Origin of the sequence: Tsuneonella dongtanensis, from assembly GCF_001698205.1 — a bacterium.
In the GTDB taxonomy this organism is placed as follows: domain Bacteria; phylum Pseudomonadota; class Alphaproteobacteria; order Sphingomonadales; family Sphingomonadaceae; genus Tsuneonella; species Tsuneonella dongtanensis.
In genome coordinates this window covers 604,248-619,037 of record NZ_CP016591.1, presented here as the reverse complement: position 1 = coordinate 619,037, position 14,790 = coordinate 604,248, and the positions used below count along the sequence as shown (strand labels likewise).

At 66.9% G+C, this 14,790-nt stretch carries 15 protein-coding genes and 1 tRNA gene; 11 read left to right on the top strand and 5 right to left on the bottom strand.

The features are described from left to right. The first annotated feature begins 13 nt into the window (after positions 1–13). The 5 genes from pgeF (at position 14) to A6F68_RS03045 (ending at position 4,317) form a co-directional block, all read left to right on the top strand. Complete coding sequence (pgeF, locus tag A6F68_RS03065; RefSeq protein ID WP_067676171.1) at positions 14–715, top strand: peptidoglycan editing factor PgeF; 702 nt, start codon at positions 14–16, stop codon at positions 713–715. Between the two features lie 225 nt (positions 716–940). Further along, complete coding sequence (gene petA / locus A6F68_RS03060) at positions 941–1,513, top strand: ubiquinol-cytochrome c reductase iron-sulfur subunit (protein WP_067681949.1); 573 nt, start codon at positions 941–943, stop codon at positions 1,511–1,513. A gap of 19 nt (positions 1,514–1,532) precedes the next feature. Next, positions 1,533–2,852, top strand: coding sequence for a cytochrome b (locus tag A6F68_RS03055; protein WP_067676170.1), 1,320 nt, complete (start codon positions 1,533–1,535; stop codon positions 2,850–2,852). Between the two features lie 27 nt (positions 2,853–2,879). Continuing rightward, positions 2,880–3,758, top strand: coding sequence for a cytochrome c1 (locus tag A6F68_RS03050; protein ID WP_067676169.1), 879 nt, complete (start codon positions 2,880–2,882; stop codon positions 3,756–3,758). Between the two features lie 28 nt (positions 3,759–3,786). Continuing rightward, positions 3,787–4,317 (top strand): adenine phosphoribosyltransferase, encoded by a 531-nt coding sequence (locus A6F68_RS03045; RefSeq protein ID WP_067676166.1) that lies wholly within the window; start codon positions 3,787–3,789, stop codon positions 4,315–4,317. 16 nt (positions 4,318–4,333) lie between these two features. Here the strand turns inward: A6F68_RS03045 and A6F68_RS03040 are convergent. Continuing rightward, positions 4,334–4,407: transfer RNA gene (locus A6F68_RS03040), tRNA-Gly, on the bottom strand. 59 nt (positions 4,408–4,466) lie between these two features. Next, a complete protein-coding gene (panC, locus tag A6F68_RS03035; RefSeq protein ID WP_067676160.1) occupies positions 4,467–5,330 on the bottom strand; it encodes a pantoate--beta-alanine ligase in 864 nt (287 codons plus the stop codon). Positions 5,331–5,400: 70 nt separating this feature from the next. Here panC and A6F68_RS03030 point away from each other — a divergent pair, with 70 nt between their 5' ends. The 3 genes from A6F68_RS03030 to pgmG all read left to right on the top strand — a co-directional run bounded on the left by A6F68_RS03030 (position 5,401) and on the right by pgmG (position 8,114). After that, the gene (locus A6F68_RS03030; RefSeq protein ID WP_067676158.1) at positions 5,401–6,210 is read left to right on the top strand and encodes a division plane positioning ATPase MipZ; all 810 of its coding nucleotides are present in this window, start codon (positions 5,401–5,403) and stop codon (positions 6,208–6,210) included. Between the two features lie 205 nt (positions 6,211–6,415). Then, positions 6,416–6,703, top strand: coding sequence for a J domain-containing protein (locus A6F68_RS03025; RefSeq protein WP_198152659.1), 288 nt, complete (start codon positions 6,416–6,418; stop codon positions 6,701–6,703). Between the two features lie 7 nt (positions 6,704–6,710). Then, the gene (pgmG, locus tag A6F68_RS03020) at positions 6,711–8,114 is read left to right on the top strand and encodes a phosphoglucomutase/phosphomannomutase PgmG (RefSeq protein WP_067681942.1); all 1,404 of its coding nucleotides are present in this window, start codon (positions 6,711–6,713) and stop codon (positions 8,112–8,114) included. Positions 8,115–8,162: 48 nt separating this feature from the next. On the opposite strand, the gene A6F68_RS03015 is transcribed toward pgmG, so the two are convergent. Then, positions 8,163–8,777, bottom strand: a complete 615-nt coding sequence (locus A6F68_RS03015; RefSeq protein ID WP_067676148.1) for a hypothetical protein — start codon at positions 8,775–8,777, stop codon at positions 8,163–8,165. A 147-nt stretch (positions 8,778–8,924) separates the two neighbouring features. On the opposite strand from A6F68_RS03015, the gene A6F68_RS03010 reads away from it, so the two are divergent. From A6F68_RS03010 to A6F68_RS03000, 3 genes are all read left to right on the top strand, one after another. Next, complete coding sequence (locus A6F68_RS03010) at positions 8,925–9,812, top strand: helix-turn-helix transcriptional regulator (RefSeq protein ID WP_198152658.1); 888 nt, start codon at positions 8,925–8,927, stop codon at positions 9,810–9,812. 80 nt (positions 9,813–9,892) lie between these two features. After that, on the top strand, positions 9,893–11,248 hold the full coding sequence (locus A6F68_RS03005) for an MFS transporter (RefSeq protein WP_084001548.1): 1,356 nt from the start codon (positions 9,893–9,895) through the stop codon (positions 11,246–11,248). Positions 11,249–11,291: 43 nt separating this feature from the next. After that, the gene (locus A6F68_RS03000) at positions 11,292–13,757 is read left to right on the top strand and encodes a ligase-associated DNA damage response DEXH box helicase (protein WP_067676138.1); all 2,466 of its coding nucleotides are present in this window, start codon (positions 11,292–11,294) and stop codon (positions 13,755–13,757) included. Here the strand turns inward: A6F68_RS03000 and A6F68_RS02995 are convergent. Together A6F68_RS02995 and A6F68_RS02990 are read right to left on the bottom strand one after the other, a co-directional pair. Beyond that, the gene (locus tag A6F68_RS02995; protein WP_067676137.1) at positions 13,751–14,272 is read right to left on the bottom strand and encodes an ExbD/TolR family protein; all 522 of its coding nucleotides are present in this window, start codon (positions 14,270–14,272) and stop codon (positions 13,751–13,753) included. The genes A6F68_RS03000 and A6F68_RS02995 overlap by 7 nt on opposite strands. Then, positions 14,262–14,696, bottom strand: coding sequence for an ExbD/TolR family protein (locus A6F68_RS02990; RefSeq protein WP_067676136.1), 435 nt, complete (start codon positions 14,694–14,696; stop codon positions 14,262–14,264). Before A6F68_RS02990 ends, A6F68_RS02995 begins: the two co-directional genes overlap by 11 nt. Positions 14,697–14,790 lie beyond the last annotated feature (94 nt).

Genomic DNA, 14,790 nt, shown 5'->3' with positions numbered 1-14,790 from the left:
TCCGCACGGCTTCATGACCCGGCGCGGCGGGGTCTCGACGGGGGCCGTGGCGAGTCTCAATTGCGGTTACGGCGCCGACGACGATCGTTCGTCGGTCGCCGAGAACCGCTTCCTGGCGGCCAAGACCGTACTTCCTGGGGCAGATCTCGTCGGCGTTTTCCAGATCCATTCCGCCGATGTCGTTACGGTGACCGAACCCTGGAGCGACGCCGACAAACCGCGCGCCGATGCGATGGTCACCGACCGGCCGGGCATACTGCTCGGTATCCTGACCGCCGACTGCGCTCCCGTCTTGCTGGCGGACCACGATGCGGGAGTGATCGGCGCCGCTCACGCCGGCTGGCGAGGGGCGCACGGCGGTGTGATAGGGAACACGGTCGAAGCGATGGTCGCGCTCGGCGCCAGAGCAGAGCGGATCGCCGCTGCGGTCGGGCCGTGCATCGCGCAACCGAGCTACGAGGTCGGACCGGACTTTCGCGCTGCCTTTTCCGATGCCGATGACGTCTTCTTCGCTCCCGGAGCGCCGGGCAAATGGCAGTTCGACCTGCCCGCTTATGTCGTCCGCCGCCTGGTCGAATCGGGTGTCGGCCGCGTCGATGTGCTTACGCGCGATACCTATGCCGAGCCCGAGTTCTTCTTCTCGTTCCGGCGGGCCACGCACCGCGGCGAGCCGACCTATGGCCGCCTTCTGTCGCTGATCGGACGCGGCTCCTAGACGACGCCCCGATTCCGCGTCCGAAAACCGCCACAATGGCGGTTGGCAACATGGCATTTGCCGTCTATGCGCGCCGCAAACCGGCACCGTCGGGCGCTTATCTGGCACCCTTCGGCGAACCGCGAAACAGGGGCCGACGCTTCTTTCTCGCAACTGCCGGTGGGCTCGATTACGGCGCCGTCCCCTCCGGGGCGGGGCGAGACAAGCGAAGGCAAGGTACGGCTGATGGCTGATACGACTGGCGACGCGATCCCGGGGACCGAAACGGTTCTCGATGACGGGGTCCGGCGGCGCGATTTCATCAATATCGCGGCGATCGGCGCGGCGGGTGTCGGCGGCGTCTCGGTGCTTCTGCCCCTGATCAGCCAGATGGCCCCGTCGGCCGACGTGCTCGCCGAGAGCAGCACCGAGGTCGACGTGTCGGCGATCCAGCCGGGGCAGGCGATCAAGGCGGTGTTCCGCAAGCAGCCGCTGTTCGTCCGTCGGCTGACCCCGGCGGAGATCGAAGCGGCCAACAAGATCGACGTCGGTTCGCTGCGCGATCCGCAGACGCTCGAGGAGCGCACCAAGGAAGGGCACGGCGACGTGCTCGTGACGATGGGTGTCTGCACCCACCTCGGCTGCGTGCCGCTGGGTGCCGCCGAGGGCGAGGTGAAGGGTGAGTTCGGCGGGTACTTCTGCCCGTGCCACGGCTCGCACTACGATACCGCGGCGCGCATCCTGAAGGGTCCGGCACCGAAGAACCTCGAAGTGCCCGAGTATGAATTCACCAGCGACACCGTGATCAAGGTCGGCTGAGGCGAGAGAGAGCGAAACGATGAGCTTCCCCTGGGCCCAACAGTATCAACCGGTTAACCCGTTCATGCGCTGGATGGACGAGAAGCTTCCGCTTCCGCGTCTTGTCTACAACGCCATCGGCGGCGGTTACCCGGTGCCGCGCAACCTCAACTACATGTGGAATTTCGGCGTCCTCGCCGGGTTCTGCCTGGTGCTGCAGATCGTCACCGGCATCGTGCTGGCGATGCACTATGCATCGAACGCGACGGTGGCCTTCGCCTCGACCGAGCACATCATGCGCGACGTCAACTGGGGCTGGATGCTCCGCTATGCCCACGCCAACGGCGCGAGCATGTTCTTCGCGGTGATCTATCTCCACATCTTCCGCGGCTTCTTTTACTCGAGCTACAAGGCCCCGCGCGAGATGGTGTGGCTGCTCGGCGTGGTCATCTTCCTGCTGATGATGGCGACCGGTTTCATGGGCTACGTCCTGCCCTGGGGCCAGATGAGCTTCTGGGGCGCCAAGGTCATCACCGGCCTGTTCGGTGCGATTCCCGTCGTCGGCGAGCCGATCCAGATCTGGCTGCTCGGCGGATATGCGCCCGACAACGCGGCGCTCAACCGCTTCTTCAGCCTTCACTACCTCCTTCCGTTCGTGATCGCGGGCGCGGTCATCCTGCACATCTGGGCGCTGCACCTGACGGGTTCGTCGAACCCCACCGGCGTCGAAGTGAAGCAGGAAAGCGACACCATCCCGTTCCACCCGTACTACACGGCGAAGGACGGGTACGGACTCGGCATCTTCCTGCTGATCTACTGCGCCCTGCTGTTCTTCGGCCCGAACCTGCTCGGCCACCCGGACAACTACATCGAGGCGAACCCGCTCTCGACCCCCGCGCACATCGTGCCCGAATGGTACTTCTGGCCGTTCTACGCGATCCTGCGCGCCTTTACGGTCGACCTGCACATCCCGTTCACCAGCATCGTCATCATCGAGGCGAAGCTGCTCGGCGTGCTGGCGATGTTCAGCGCGATCCTGCTGTGGTTCTTCCTGCCCTGGCTCGACAAGGGCCCGGTGCGCAGCGGCCACTATCGCCCGCTGTTCCGCAAGTTCTTCTGGTTCGGTCTGATCCCGGCGATGCTGGTGCTGTTCTACTGCGGCGGCGCGCCGGCTGAAGAGCCGTTCGTGATGCTCAGCCAGATCGCGACCGCGTATTACTTCCTCCACTTCCTCGTGGTGCTGCCGATCGTCTCGATGGTCGAGAAGCCCGAACCGCTGCCGTACTCGATCACCGAGGCGGTGCTGGGCGAGGACAAGGCTGCGGTGCTGGGCGAGAACGCCAAGCCCGTCGGCGTGTGAACAGGCTTTAGGGAAAGCGACACGACAATGATCCGTCTCATCGGAATCCTCACCGGCCTGTTCTTCGCCCTGATGGCGGTGTGGGGGTTCGGCACCGGCCTCGCCACCGTGATCTCCGACGGCCAGCTCAAGGAAGCGACCGCCGAACACGAGTTCCACCTGCACCCGCGCGACGCGGAGCTCGCCTCCGACGGCGCTTTCGGCAAGTGGGACCTGGCGCAGCTGCAGCGCGGCATGCAGGTCTACAAGGAAGTCTGCGCCGCCTGCCACGGCCTCAAGTTCGTCGCCTTCCGCGATCTGACCGCGCTCGGCTACAGCGAAGCCGAAGTGAAGGCGATCGCTGCGGGCTTCCAGGTTCCGGGCATCGATCCGAACACCGGCGAAGCGAACACCCGTCCGGGCCTGCCGACCGACTACTTCCCCTCGCCCTACCCGAACTCGGTTGCGGCGGCGGCGGCGAACAACAACGCGATCCCGCCGGACCTGTCGCTGATGACCAAGGCGCGTCACGACGGCGGCAACTACGTCTATTCGCTGCTGACCGGTTATCGCAACGTCGACACCTTCAGCATCGACGGGAAGAAGGTGAAGGAGGAATTCCCCGAATTCTCCACTCCGCCGAACACGCATTTCAACCCGTACTTCGCGAACCTCAACATCGCGATGGCGGCTCCGCTGACCACCGAAGGGCAGGTCACCTATGCCGAGGGGCAGCCCAAGGCGACCGTCGACCAGATGTCGCGCGACGTGGCCGCGTTCCTGACCTGGACCGCCGAGCCCAAGAAGGTGAAGCGCACCCAGGTGGGCTGGCCGGTGATGGGCTTCCTGCTCTTCGCCACGATCCTCGCATGGATGGCCAAGAACCAGGTCTGGGCCGCGATCAAGCCGAAGAAGAAGCCGGCCTGATCGGCCGATCGGTGAGGACTTTTCGGGCATGAGCCCGGATGACCTCAAGACCCTCATACGCTCGGTGCCGGACTTCCCGGCACCGGGCGTTTTGTTTCGCGATATCACCACCCTGATCGCGCACGGCGAAGGCCTGCGCGCTGCCGTCCACCACCTCGCCGCACGGGCAGAGGGAGCGCAGGCGATCGCGGGGATGGAAGCGCGCGGCTTCATCTTCGGCGCGGCTGTCGCCATCGAGCTGGGCGTGGGATTCGTCCCTGTCCGCAAGCCCGGCAAGCTGCCCGTGCCGACCATCGGCGTGGACTACGATCTCGAATACGGAACCGATCGGCTCGAGATCGACCCGGGCGCTATCAGTCCGGGACTGAAGGTCGCGATCGTCGACGACCTGATCGCCACCGGCGGAACTGCGCTGGCCGCGGCGGAGCTGCTCCGCACCGCCGGTGCCGCGGTCACCGAGGCGCTCTTCGTGATCGACCTGCCCGACCTGGGCGGAGCCGACCGGCTGCGCGCGTCAGGCCTTTCGGTCGAGGCGCTGATGGCCTTTCCGGGCCACTGATCCGGATCGGGAAAGGTGGAGCGGGTAAGGGGAATCGAACCCCTCTAGCTAGCTTGGAAGGCTAGAGCATTACCACTATGCTATACCCGCCCGGTTGAGAGCGCGCGCTTGCCACGGGCCGGCATCCCTCGTCAACGAAATCATGCCGGTCAGGACGGCGCGGCCACCGCGATATTGTCAATCAGGCGTGTACCGCCGATCCGGGCGGCGACGAGCAGGCGCGCGGGCGCATCGCCAAGCCCGTCGAGCGGCCTGAGGCTCGCTGCATCGGCCAGCGCGACATAGTCGATGCTGTCGAACCCGGCCTGCAGGATATGCGCCTCGATCGCGGCCAGCGTCGGCGCGACCGCGCTTCCCGCCATCAGCGCCGCGATACCGTCGCGCATCGCCTGCGGCAGCGCGGCGGCCTGCGCGCGGGCCTCGGGCGAGAGGTAGCGGTTGCGGCTCGACAGCGCGAGCCCGTCGGCCTCGCGCACGGTCGGCACGCCGACGATCGCGTCGGCATACGGGGCGACGAGGTCGAGATCGCGCGCCATCCGGCGGATGACGGCGAGCTGCTGCCAGTCCTTTTCCCCGAACAGCGCGACATCGGGGCGGACCTGGTTGAAGAGCTTGCACACGACCGTCGCCACCCCGTCGAAGTGACCGGGCCGCGCCGCTCCGCACAGGCCGTCGCTGACCCCGGCCACCGAAACGTTGGTCGCGAAGCCGCCGGGATACATCGCCTCGACCGTCGGGGCCCAGAGCAGCGCGACGCCCTCGGCTTCGAGCAACCGGCAGTCCTCCGCGAAGGTGCGCGGATAGGCGTCGAGGTCCTCGTTCGGGCCGAACTGCTTCGGGTTCACGAAGATCGACACTGCGACCGCATCCGCGTGGGCCCGCGCCTCGCGCACCAGGGTCAGGTGTCCTTCGTGCAAGGCGCCCATCGTCGGCACCAGCGCCAGTCGCTTGCCTTCCGCGCGCAAGGCATCGACGCCGCTTCTCAACACTTCGAGCGTGGTCGCGGTTTGCATGGGGGTCCGTCCGTCCGCTATTCCTGCATTCACGCCAACGCCCTAGCGGGCACATTACGGGAATGCACGCGTGTCCAAGCCGGCTCACAGGATCGTCTTCGCCAACGAAAAGGGCGGCACCGGCAAGTCGACAACGGCGGTGCACGTCGCGGTGGCGCTGGCCTATCGCGGCGCAAAGGTCGCGGCGATCGATCTCGATCCCCGGCAGCGCACGCTCTACCGCTATCTCGAAAATCGCGCCGAGACCGCTGCGCGGCGCGGCATCGAATTGCCCACCGCGCGGTTCGAGGTGTTCGAGGGCGGCTCCGAACAGGAGCTGGAAGCGATGACTTCCAGCATCGCCGAAGGTGCTGATTTCGTCGTCTTCGACACCCCGGGACGCGATGATCCGCTGGCCCGCCACGCAGCGACCGAGGCGGACACGCTGGTCACCCCGCTCAACGACAGCTTCGTCGATTTCGACCTCATCGGCCAGGTCGATGCGGAAACCTTCAAGGTCCGCCGCCTGTCCTTCTATGCCGAGCTGATCTGGGAAGCGCGGATCAAGCGCAGCCGCTCCCAGCTCGAGCAGAACCGCCGCGAGATGGACTGGGTCGTGGTGCGCAACCGCACCGGCCACGTCGAGGCACGCAACATGGCGCGCATCGAGCAGGCGTTGAAGGAACTGTCGAAGCGGGTCGGCTTCCGCGTTGCCAGCGGCCTTTCCGAACGCGTGATCTACCGCGAGCTGTTCCCCAGCGGGCTGACGCTGCTGGACAAGGGGCACCTGGGCGAACTCGGCACCAGCCATCTGGTCGCGCGGCAGGAGCTGCGCAGCCTCGTCGCGGCGCTGAACCTGCCGACGCCGGCCTCGCGCGAACCGGAACTCGCGTTGGCCTGAGCCCTTCGCAGGGGCTGTCCTACACGCTCGTGGCGGGCTATCCCGCTGGCACTCTCTGCGCCCACTCTGGAAAGGGGCGATTCCGGAAGCTGACAATGTCGACACGCCGATCAAACGCAACCCTTTGGTTTCGAAGGCGGAATTCGGATAGGCCGTTTCCGGAAAAGACCCCGCTTCGATGTGCCAGCAATAAGGGTCCGGCATCATGATCAAGCTGCTCATCGTCGCCGCGCTGCTTTCGCTGATCGTCCGCCTCGCCACCCAACGCTGGCCATGGCAGTTCCTGTCCGCCCGCCCGACGCGCGCGCAGGCCGTATTCCGCGCGCGCAAGCTGCTGGGGGTCCGGCACGAGGCTTCGCATAACGAGATCGTCGAGGCGCACCGGCGGCTGATCGCCATGGTCCACCCCGATCGCGGCGGAACCAACGAGCAGGTGCACGAAGCCAATGCCGCGCGCGACCTGCTGCTGGACGATCTGGCCGACGGGCAGTGAGGACCGCGTGAAGCACACCTTCGACCCCACGACCCTGCGCGAATACGACATCCGCGGGATTATCGGCGAGACGCTCGGCCCCGACGATGCCCGGGCGATCGGCCGCGGCTTCGCGACGATGCTGCGCGAGGCGGGCGGAACGACGGTGGCGGTGGGATACGACGGGCGGGTCAGCAGCCCGATGCTCGAGCACGCGCTCGTCGAAGGGCTGACCGCTTCGGGCTGCGATGTCGTGCGGATCGGCATGGGGCCGACCCCGATGCTCTATTACGCCGAAGCCTCAAGCGAAGAGGTGCATGGCGGCATTCAGATAACCGGCAGCCACAATCCCGCCAATTACAATGGCTTCAAGATGGTATTTCTCGGCCGGCCGTTCTTCGGGGAAGACATCCTCGAACTCGGCCGCCGGGCGGAAGCCGGCGCGTGGATCGACGGGCAGGGCGAGGTCGTGTCGCGCGAGGTCTTCGAGGATTACGTCGAGCGGCTGCTCGAGGGACTGTCGGGGATCGATTTCGATACGCTGTCCGGTCTTCGAATCGGTTGGGACGCGGGCAACGGAGCCGCGGGCCCCGCGCTCGAGGCGCTGGCCGCCCGGCTGCCGGGGGAGCATCACCTTCTCTTCACCGAGGTCGACGGGTCGTTTCCCAATCATCATCCTGATCCTACCGTTCCCGAGAACCTTGAGGACCTGCGCCGCCTTGTCGCGTCGAAGAACCTCGACTTCGGAGTGGCTTTCGACGGCGACGGGGATCGGATCGGGGCCGTGGACGGCGAAGGCCGGATCATCTGGGGGGATCAGCTCTTGATGATCTATGCCGAGGACCTCCTGGCAAGACTACCTAACGCGACGATCATCGCCGACGTGAAGGCCAGCCGCGCGCTGTTCGACCGGGTCGCGGAGCTCGGCGGCAAGCCGCTGATGTGGAAGACCGGGCACAGCCTGATTAAGTCCAAAATGAAGGAGATTGGCGCGCCGCTGGCCGGCGAGATGAGCGGCCACGTGTTCTTTGCCGACACCTATTACGGGTTCGACGACGCACTCTATGCGGCGGTACGGCTGATCGCGGCCTCGGCTCGTCTCGGGAAATCGGTCACCGAACTGCGCTCCGCCATGCCCGCGATGGTGAATACGCCGGAACTGCGCTTCCAGGTCCACGAGACGCGCAAGTTCGCTGCGATCGACGAGGTCAAGGCACGCATGGCGCGTTCGCCCCATGCCGTCGATACGACCGACGGGGTGCGGGTATCGACACCCGATGGATGGTGGCTGCTGCGCGCTTCCAACACACAGGATGTTCTGGTGGCGCGGGCGGAAAGCGAGAGCGAGGAAGGCCTCGCGCGCCTCGTTGCGCAGATCGACGAACAACTTGCCGCCAGCGGCCTCGGACGCGGGCCGCAGGCCGGGCACTGAAATCCGCGGGGGCGCCGGTGTCAGCGGAACGGCACCCCCGCGGCGTCCTCAGTCGGCAGGCCCTGCCGTGACGAGGGAGGCGGAGGCCTCGCCCTCTGAGGAAACGGGTCGGATGTCGCTTGCGGGGACCGGGGCGATGGCCTCGGCCTCCGCGACGGCGTGGGCCTCGGTCGCCGGGACGAGCATGGCGGTGCCGCTCTGCTTCTTGGGCGCCCGCGACCAATCGACCACCTGATAGCCCATTTCGTCCATGCAGGTGGTCATGTGCTTGCGGTAGCCCTTCTCGCGCCCGCCCCGGATCGCCCGGTTCATTCCGAACGCGGCGAAGAAGCCGACGATCGGCATCGCCGCCGCCGCGGTGGCCCCGGCCGAGGCGAGGCTCCCGCCCCCCAGGCCGGTGAAGGCGAGCCCCGCGCCGCCGGCCATGCCGGCAACGCCCGCACCGCTGGTGGCGGCTGCCGAGGCGAAACCGCTCTTGCGGCCGTGGCGGACCATCTGGTCGCACGTGGTGTAGGCCGCACGCTCGGTCTGCTGCAGCCCTGTCTGCGGCTGGGTGGCCGCTACGGGGCGAACCTGCGCCGAGAACTGGCGCGGCTTGGTGGAACAGGCCGACGCGGCGAAAGCGGCGACCAGGCAGATGGCAGTGGTGGAATAGCGGTTCATGATGCCCTCCCTCTGTTGGCCCAGCGACCTTGCGACGGACGAAGTGATGCGGGCAGACGCACCGCGCGGTGCAGCGCGATGCACCGGCATGCATTCTCCCGCTTGCGACTCGCGGCGTGCAGGCGCACACGTTCGATCGTGACGCACGTGGGGGATTTCGGGGGGAAGCTGGCGGTCGCGCTGAAGGCGATCTCGCTCAGCCGCGTCGCTGCCGCGCAGGCGCTCGGGGTCGACAAGTCGCTGGTCGGCCGCTGGCTATCCGGATCGGTGCACCCGACCGAGCACAACCTCGCCAGGCTGACCTCCCTGATCGCCGAACGGCAGCCCGGATTCCGCATGGCCGACTGGGATGGCGATCTGGACGACTTCGCCGGCCGGCTCGGGATCGCTATTCCTAAGCGCGGGGCCGATCCCGGCGTGATGCTGCCGCACCTGCGTCCGCTGATCGAAATTGCGCGCGAGGAAATCGGACGGCGCGGCGGGACATACGAAGGGTTTTTCCGCACCGCGCGCCCGTCGCTGTTGGTGCCCGACACGGTGTTCCACGAATACGGCGTGGTCCGCCGCAACGAGGCTGGGCTGCTCGACGTCGCGATGCGCGGCTCCGGCCTGCTGTTCGAAGGCTGGGCGCTGCCAGCGCACAACAACCTGTTCGTGTTCCTCTACGACAGCACCGGACTGTCCCCGCTCAGCATCGTGTTCCGCGGAGTCGCCCTGCCCAAGGCGATGGTGCTCGAGGGGATCATGCTGCTCGCCGCGCTCGACGCGGGGCGGACCCCGGCAGCGATGCCGGTCCTTCTCGAGCGAGTGGGCGACCTCAGCGACGATCCCGATGCCGACTTCGCGGCGATCGAGGCCATGGAACGCGACCAGCCGCCGCCGATGGACCCGGTCTCCGACGAGGAAATCCGGCGCCGCCTGTTCCGCGATGCGGGCCCGATGAGCAAGGAGGCGGGAACCGGCGACCGGGTGCTGGCCGTGACCTCTGCCGACGGAATTTCGCGGGGCGCTGCGGGGTCCGGTCTGCGAGGCTGAGGAGGGGGCTGGCGGGCCGCCCTTGCCAGGGCGCCCCTTATAGTGAAGCATCCCCATGGGGCGCGGCATGGGGGACCGGAATGGCATCGCACGCGCCCGCCCAAGGCGGTCTGGTACTGGAGAACAGTCCTAGACTGCGCCAACTGACGGTCTTGCTGTTCTACCTGACCCAGGGGTTTCCGCTCGGCCTGTTCTATTATGCAATCCCGGCGTGGATGGCCGCGGCGGGCGCGGGAACGGGCCAGATCGCCACCGTCGTCGCCGCGGCCCAGCTGCCTTGGACCCTCAAGCTCATCAACGGATTCCTGATCGATCGCTACACCTTCCTGCCGATGGGTCGGCGCAGGGCCTGGATCATCGGCGCCCAGTCGCTGCTGGTCGGCACACTGCTCACCGCCGCGGTAGTCGCTCCCGCTCCGACCGACCTCGCAATCCTCGCAGCCTTCGGGTTCGCTGCAGGGGTCGCCACGACGTTCCAGGACGTCGCGATCGACAGCCTCGTGGTCGACATCATGCCCGAGGAAGAACGCATGCGCGCGTCGGGCTCCATGTTCGGCGCGCAGATCATCGGCATTTCGCTCGCCACCGCTTTGGGCGGAGTCCTTTTCGCCTACAGCGGGTTCGCGGCGGCGCTGGCTGTCCTGGCCGCGGTTCCGCTGGCGGTGCTGATCTTCGGAATCGCGATCCGCGAGCGGTCGGGTGAGCGGCGGATGCCGTGGTCTTCCGGTAACGCGCATGAAATCAGTCGATCGATTCAGGTCGAAGCATGGGCACCTCTCGTTCGCAATGCCCTGCGCGCGTTATTCGCGCCGCTGTCCCTGCTGCTGCTACCCATACTCGTCGTCCGTTCGATTCCCCACGGAGGTTTCGAGGCGTTTCACCCGGTGCTCTTCACCCAGACGCTTGGCTGGCGGATCGAGAGCTGGACTGGGTTCTATTCGACGACACTGCTGGCAAGCGGCGTCATCGGCCTCCTGTTCGGCGGCGCTGTCGTTGCGCGGATCGGCGTTCAGCGGACCCTTCTTCTGACCACGGGGCTAGGGGCGGCAAGTTTGTTCGCGATGGGTTTGGCGCAGCCGTTCTGGAGCGTGCCGGGCGTAGCCGTAGGCTTCGTGATCTTCAGCAAGCTGTGCGCAATGGGGTATTTCATCGCCGGCATCCCGCTCGCCATGCGCCTGTGCACTCCTGCGGTCGCCGCCACCCAGTTCACGATCTACATGGCGGTCGGCAACTTCGGTCGACCGATCGGGGCCGCGCTTGCAGGGGTGACGGTGGAGCAGGGGTTTCCGCAATGGCTGTACTGGGGTGGCGGGCTGGCATGGGCTGCGGTAGCCGTTACCCTCTTCTTCGTGCGATTCCCCGGCGAGAACGCGGCGGCGCACGCAGCCGCGGAAGTCCTGCCGCAGGGCGAGGGCCTCGCCCCCCGGGTCGACTGACGGCGCTGGCGGAACGGGGGCAGCGACGCGGGGTTCTGTCCCAGTGAGCAATCCGACACCTGGCACGGTGCCGACCGAGATCGACGCCTGGTTTTCCGGCCGCGGCTGGCGCGTGCGGCGGCACCAGAAAGAAATGCTCGCGGCCAGCGATGCCGGGCGGCACGCGCTGCTCGTCGCCGATACGGGCGCGGGAAAGACGCTTGCGGGGTTCCTGCCGACGCTGGCCGCGTTCACGCCGTCGCGGCTGGCCGGTGCCGAGCCGCCCGAAGGTCTTCACACGCTCTACGTCAGCCCGCTCAAGGCGCTCGCGCACGACGTGCAGCGCAACCTCGTCACACCCGTCGAGGAGATGGGCCTGCCGATCCGGATCGAGACGCGCAGCGGCGATACGCCGACCGACCGCAAGAAGCGCCAGCGCACGAAACCGCCGCACGTCCTGCTGACCACCCCCGAATCGCTTTCGCTGCTGCTCAGCTATCCCGACAGCTTCGCTCTGTTCGCAGGCTTGAAGCGCGTGGTGATCGACGAGATCCACGCCTTTGCCACCGGCAAGCGCGGCGATCTGCTGGCGCTGGCGTTGAGCCGGTTGCAGGCGATCGCCCCCGACATGGAACGCGCGGCGCTTTCGGCGACCCTCGCCGATCCCGAAGGTTTCCGCGAATGGCTCGCGCCGTTTGGCGATGTCGACACGGTCGATCTGGTCGAGGGAGAGCCGGGCGCACCCGCCGAAGTCGAGATCCTGCTGCCGCAAGAGGAGCGAGTGCCGTGGGGCGGCCATGCGGCGACCTGGGCGATCCCGCAGCTTTACGAGGAGATCAAGCGCAACCGGACCACGCTGATCTTCACCAACACGCGCTTCCTTGCCGAGTACGTGTTCCAGAACCTGTGGACGGTGAACGAGGATACCCTGCCGATCGGGGTGCACCACGGCTCGCTGTCGAAGGAGGCCCGGCGCAAGGTGGAAGGGGCCATGGCCCGCGGCGAGCTGCGCGCACTGGTCGCGACTGCCAGCCTCGACCTCGGAATCGACTGGGGTGATATCGACTGCGTGGTGCAGATGGGCGCGCCTAAGGGATCCTCGCGGCTCCTCCAGCGCATCGGCCGCGCCAACCACCGGCTCGATTGCCCGAGCCGCGCGATCCTCGTTCCCGGCAATCGCTTCGAGTTCCTCGAGGCGACCGCGGCGAAGGACGCAGTGGACGAAGGCCAGCGCGACGGGGAAGATTTCCGCCCCGGCGGGCTGGACGTCCTCGCCCAGCATGTCATGGCCTGCGCCTGCGCCGCGCCGTTCGATGAAGCCGCGCTGCTCGCGGAAGTCCGCTCGAGCCTCGCCTATGCCTGGCTGGATGCAGCCGACTGGGATCGGGTGCTGACCTTTGTCGCGACCGGAGGCTACGCCCTCAAGGCCTACGACAAGTTCCGCCGCATCGTGAAGGATGCCGACGGCACATGGCGCCTTACCCATCCCGAGCACGCCGCGCGGCACCGGCTCAACGCCGGGATCATCGTCGATTCGGAGATGCTCGAAGTCCGTTTCAAAAACGGACGATCGCTCGGCAAGGTGGAGGAGCGCTTCGCCGCGTCGCTGCGCCCGGGGGACACGTTCCAGTTCGCCGGCATCAACCTCGAGGTCGAGCGGATCAAGGACATGGAGCTGACCGTCCGCGCATCGAGCAAGGCGGCCATGATCCCGAGCTACGGCGGCCAGCGCCTGCCGCTCACCACCCACCTCGCCGACCGGGTGCGCCAGATGCTCGTGGATCGGGCAAGCTGGGCGCGCTTCCCCGACGACGTGCGCGAATGGCTGGAGGTGCAGGACTGGCGATCCTCGATGCCCGGACCGGGCACCCTGCTGGTGGAAAGCTTCCCGCACGCGAAGAAGCACTACACGGTCTACTACACGTTCATTGGCTGGAACGCGAACCAGAGCCTGGGGATGCTCATCACCAAGCGCATGGAGGACCGTGGGCTTTCGCCGCTGGGATTCAACGCGAACGACTATTGCCTTGCGGTGTGGAGCCTCCGGCCCGTGGCGGATCCCGCGCCCCTGCTCTCGCCCGACATCCTGCAGGACGAGTTCGTCGAATGGGTGCAGAACTCGCACCTCCTGCGCCGCGCATTCCGCGAGGTCGCGGTGATCGGCGGACTGGTCGAGCGGCAGCACCCGGGCAAGCGCAAGACCGGCAAGCAGGTCACCTTTTCGACCGACCTCATTTACGACGTCCTGCGCAAGTACGAGCCCGACCACGTCCTGCTCCAGGCCGCCTGGGCCGACGCGCGGACGCGGATGACCGACATCGGGCGGCTCGGCGACCTGCTCGACCGCGCGGCGGGGGAGCTGGTCCATGTTGAGCTCGACCGAGTCAGCCCGCTCGCGGTGCCCGTGATGACCCTGATCGGTCGCGAAGCCATACCGCAGGGATCGGTCGACGACGAGCTGGTCCTGGAGGCGGAGACACTCGCCAGCGCAGCCATGCGGGTCGAGGGCCTCGAGCCGCTGGATCAGTAATAGGCGATCGCGCACTCGGCGCTTTGCGCCGGCAGGATTTCGTCGGGATCGGGCGCGCGCTCGTATCGGCGGTGCCGGGCGATCTCGGCGAAGCGGAAGCAGCGATCGATCAGTCCTTCCTGGCGCACGATCTCCATGACCTGGAGAGCGCGCGCATAAGGCGCGTCGGCTTCGGGATGGAACAGCAGGGCGGGCTGCGGGCTGTCGTCGGTTATGCCGATGAGGATCAGGCGCAGCTGGGCCTCGGTCACCGCGCTTCCGTTCCACAGCGTCCGTCCGTCCGCGGTGACGATCAAGCGGTTGTAGACGGGCGACAGGACTGCGGAGTGGTCAGATGGATTGGGGATGGGGAGGTCCACGACAAGTGCGTGCGTCACAGGCGGACGGAGCGCGGCGAAGACGAGGGTCATCGTCAAGAGCACACCCGCAAATGGCGCCAGCGCGAGCGTGGCGATCGGGCGGCCATGATCGAATGGCGCGACCGGCCGGTAGAACCTGCGGCGATCAGTGGGCACGTTCGAAATCGCGAAACTGTTCGTTACCGACGAAACCGAACCTGGTCGCTCCGCTTGCCTTGATCGTGCGCATGATATTCGCTGCCGCTTCGTAGCTGGCCCGGGCATCGGGAGCGAACTGGAGTTCGGGCTCGACCGGGAGGACCAGGCTTGCCGCCAATGCCGCCGACAACTGCGCCGTCGTCACCGGTTCGCCGTTCCAACGCACTTGGTCCGAGGCATCGAGGGTGAGTCGGTTGACGACCGGATCGGGTTGAGGCGCGATGCAATCCGCACCGCAGTTCGGCAGGTCTACGTCTAGGGAATGCGTCGCTGCTGGGATCGTGATGATCAGCATCACGAGCAGTACCAGCAGGACATCGATCAGCGGCGTGGTGTTGATGTCGGCCTTCGGCGCGATCGCAGCGGTTCGGAGCGGTGCCATGTTCGCCTCCTCTCAACAGGCCGGCATGATACATGGTTACATAACGTTGGCAAGTTGCATCCGGGAAGGTACGCCTTCACTCTCGCCGGGACTT

What these genes read in the sequence shown, in the direction of transcription:
- panC (WP_067676160.1), bottom strand. Translation starts at nt 5,330, where the DNA reads ATGCAAACCGCGACCACGCTCGAAGTGTTGAGAAGCGGCGTCGATGCC.
- A6F68_RS03045 (WP_067676166.1), top strand. Translation starts at nt 3,787, where the DNA reads ATGAGCCCGGATGACCTCAAGACCCTCATACGCTCGGTGCCGGACTTC.
- A6F68_RS03015 (WP_067676148.1), bottom strand. Translation starts at nt 8,777, where the DNA reads ATGAACCGCTATTCCACCACTGCCATCTGCCTGGTCGCCGCTTTCGCC.
- A6F68_RS03055 (WP_067676170.1), top strand. Translation starts at nt 1,533, where the DNA reads ATGAGCTTCCCCTGGGCCCAACAGTATCAACCGGTTAACCCGTTCATG.
- A6F68_RS03025 (WP_198152659.1), top strand. Translation starts at nt 6,416, where the DNA reads ATGATCAAGCTGCTCATCGTCGCCGCGCTGCTTTCGCTGATCGTCCGC.
- petA (WP_067681949.1), top strand. Translation starts at nt 941, where the DNA reads ATGGCTGATACGACTGGCGACGCGATCCCGGGGACCGAAACGGTTCTC.
- A6F68_RS03050 (WP_067676169.1), top strand. Translation starts at nt 2,880, where the DNA reads ATGATCCGTCTCATCGGAATCCTCACCGGCCTGTTCTTCGCCCTGATG.
- A6F68_RS02990 (WP_067676136.1), bottom strand. Translation starts at nt 14,696, where the DNA reads ATGGCACCGCTCCGAACCGCTGCGATCGCGCCGAAGGCCGACATCAAC.
- A6F68_RS03005 (WP_084001548.1), top strand. Translation starts at nt 9,893, where the DNA reads ATGGCATCGCACGCGCCCGCCCAAGGCGGTCTGGTACTGGAGAACAGT.
- pgeF (WP_067676171.1), top strand. Translation starts at nt 14, where the DNA reads ATGACCCGGCGCGGCGGGGTCTCGACGGGGGCCGTGGCGAGTCTCAAT.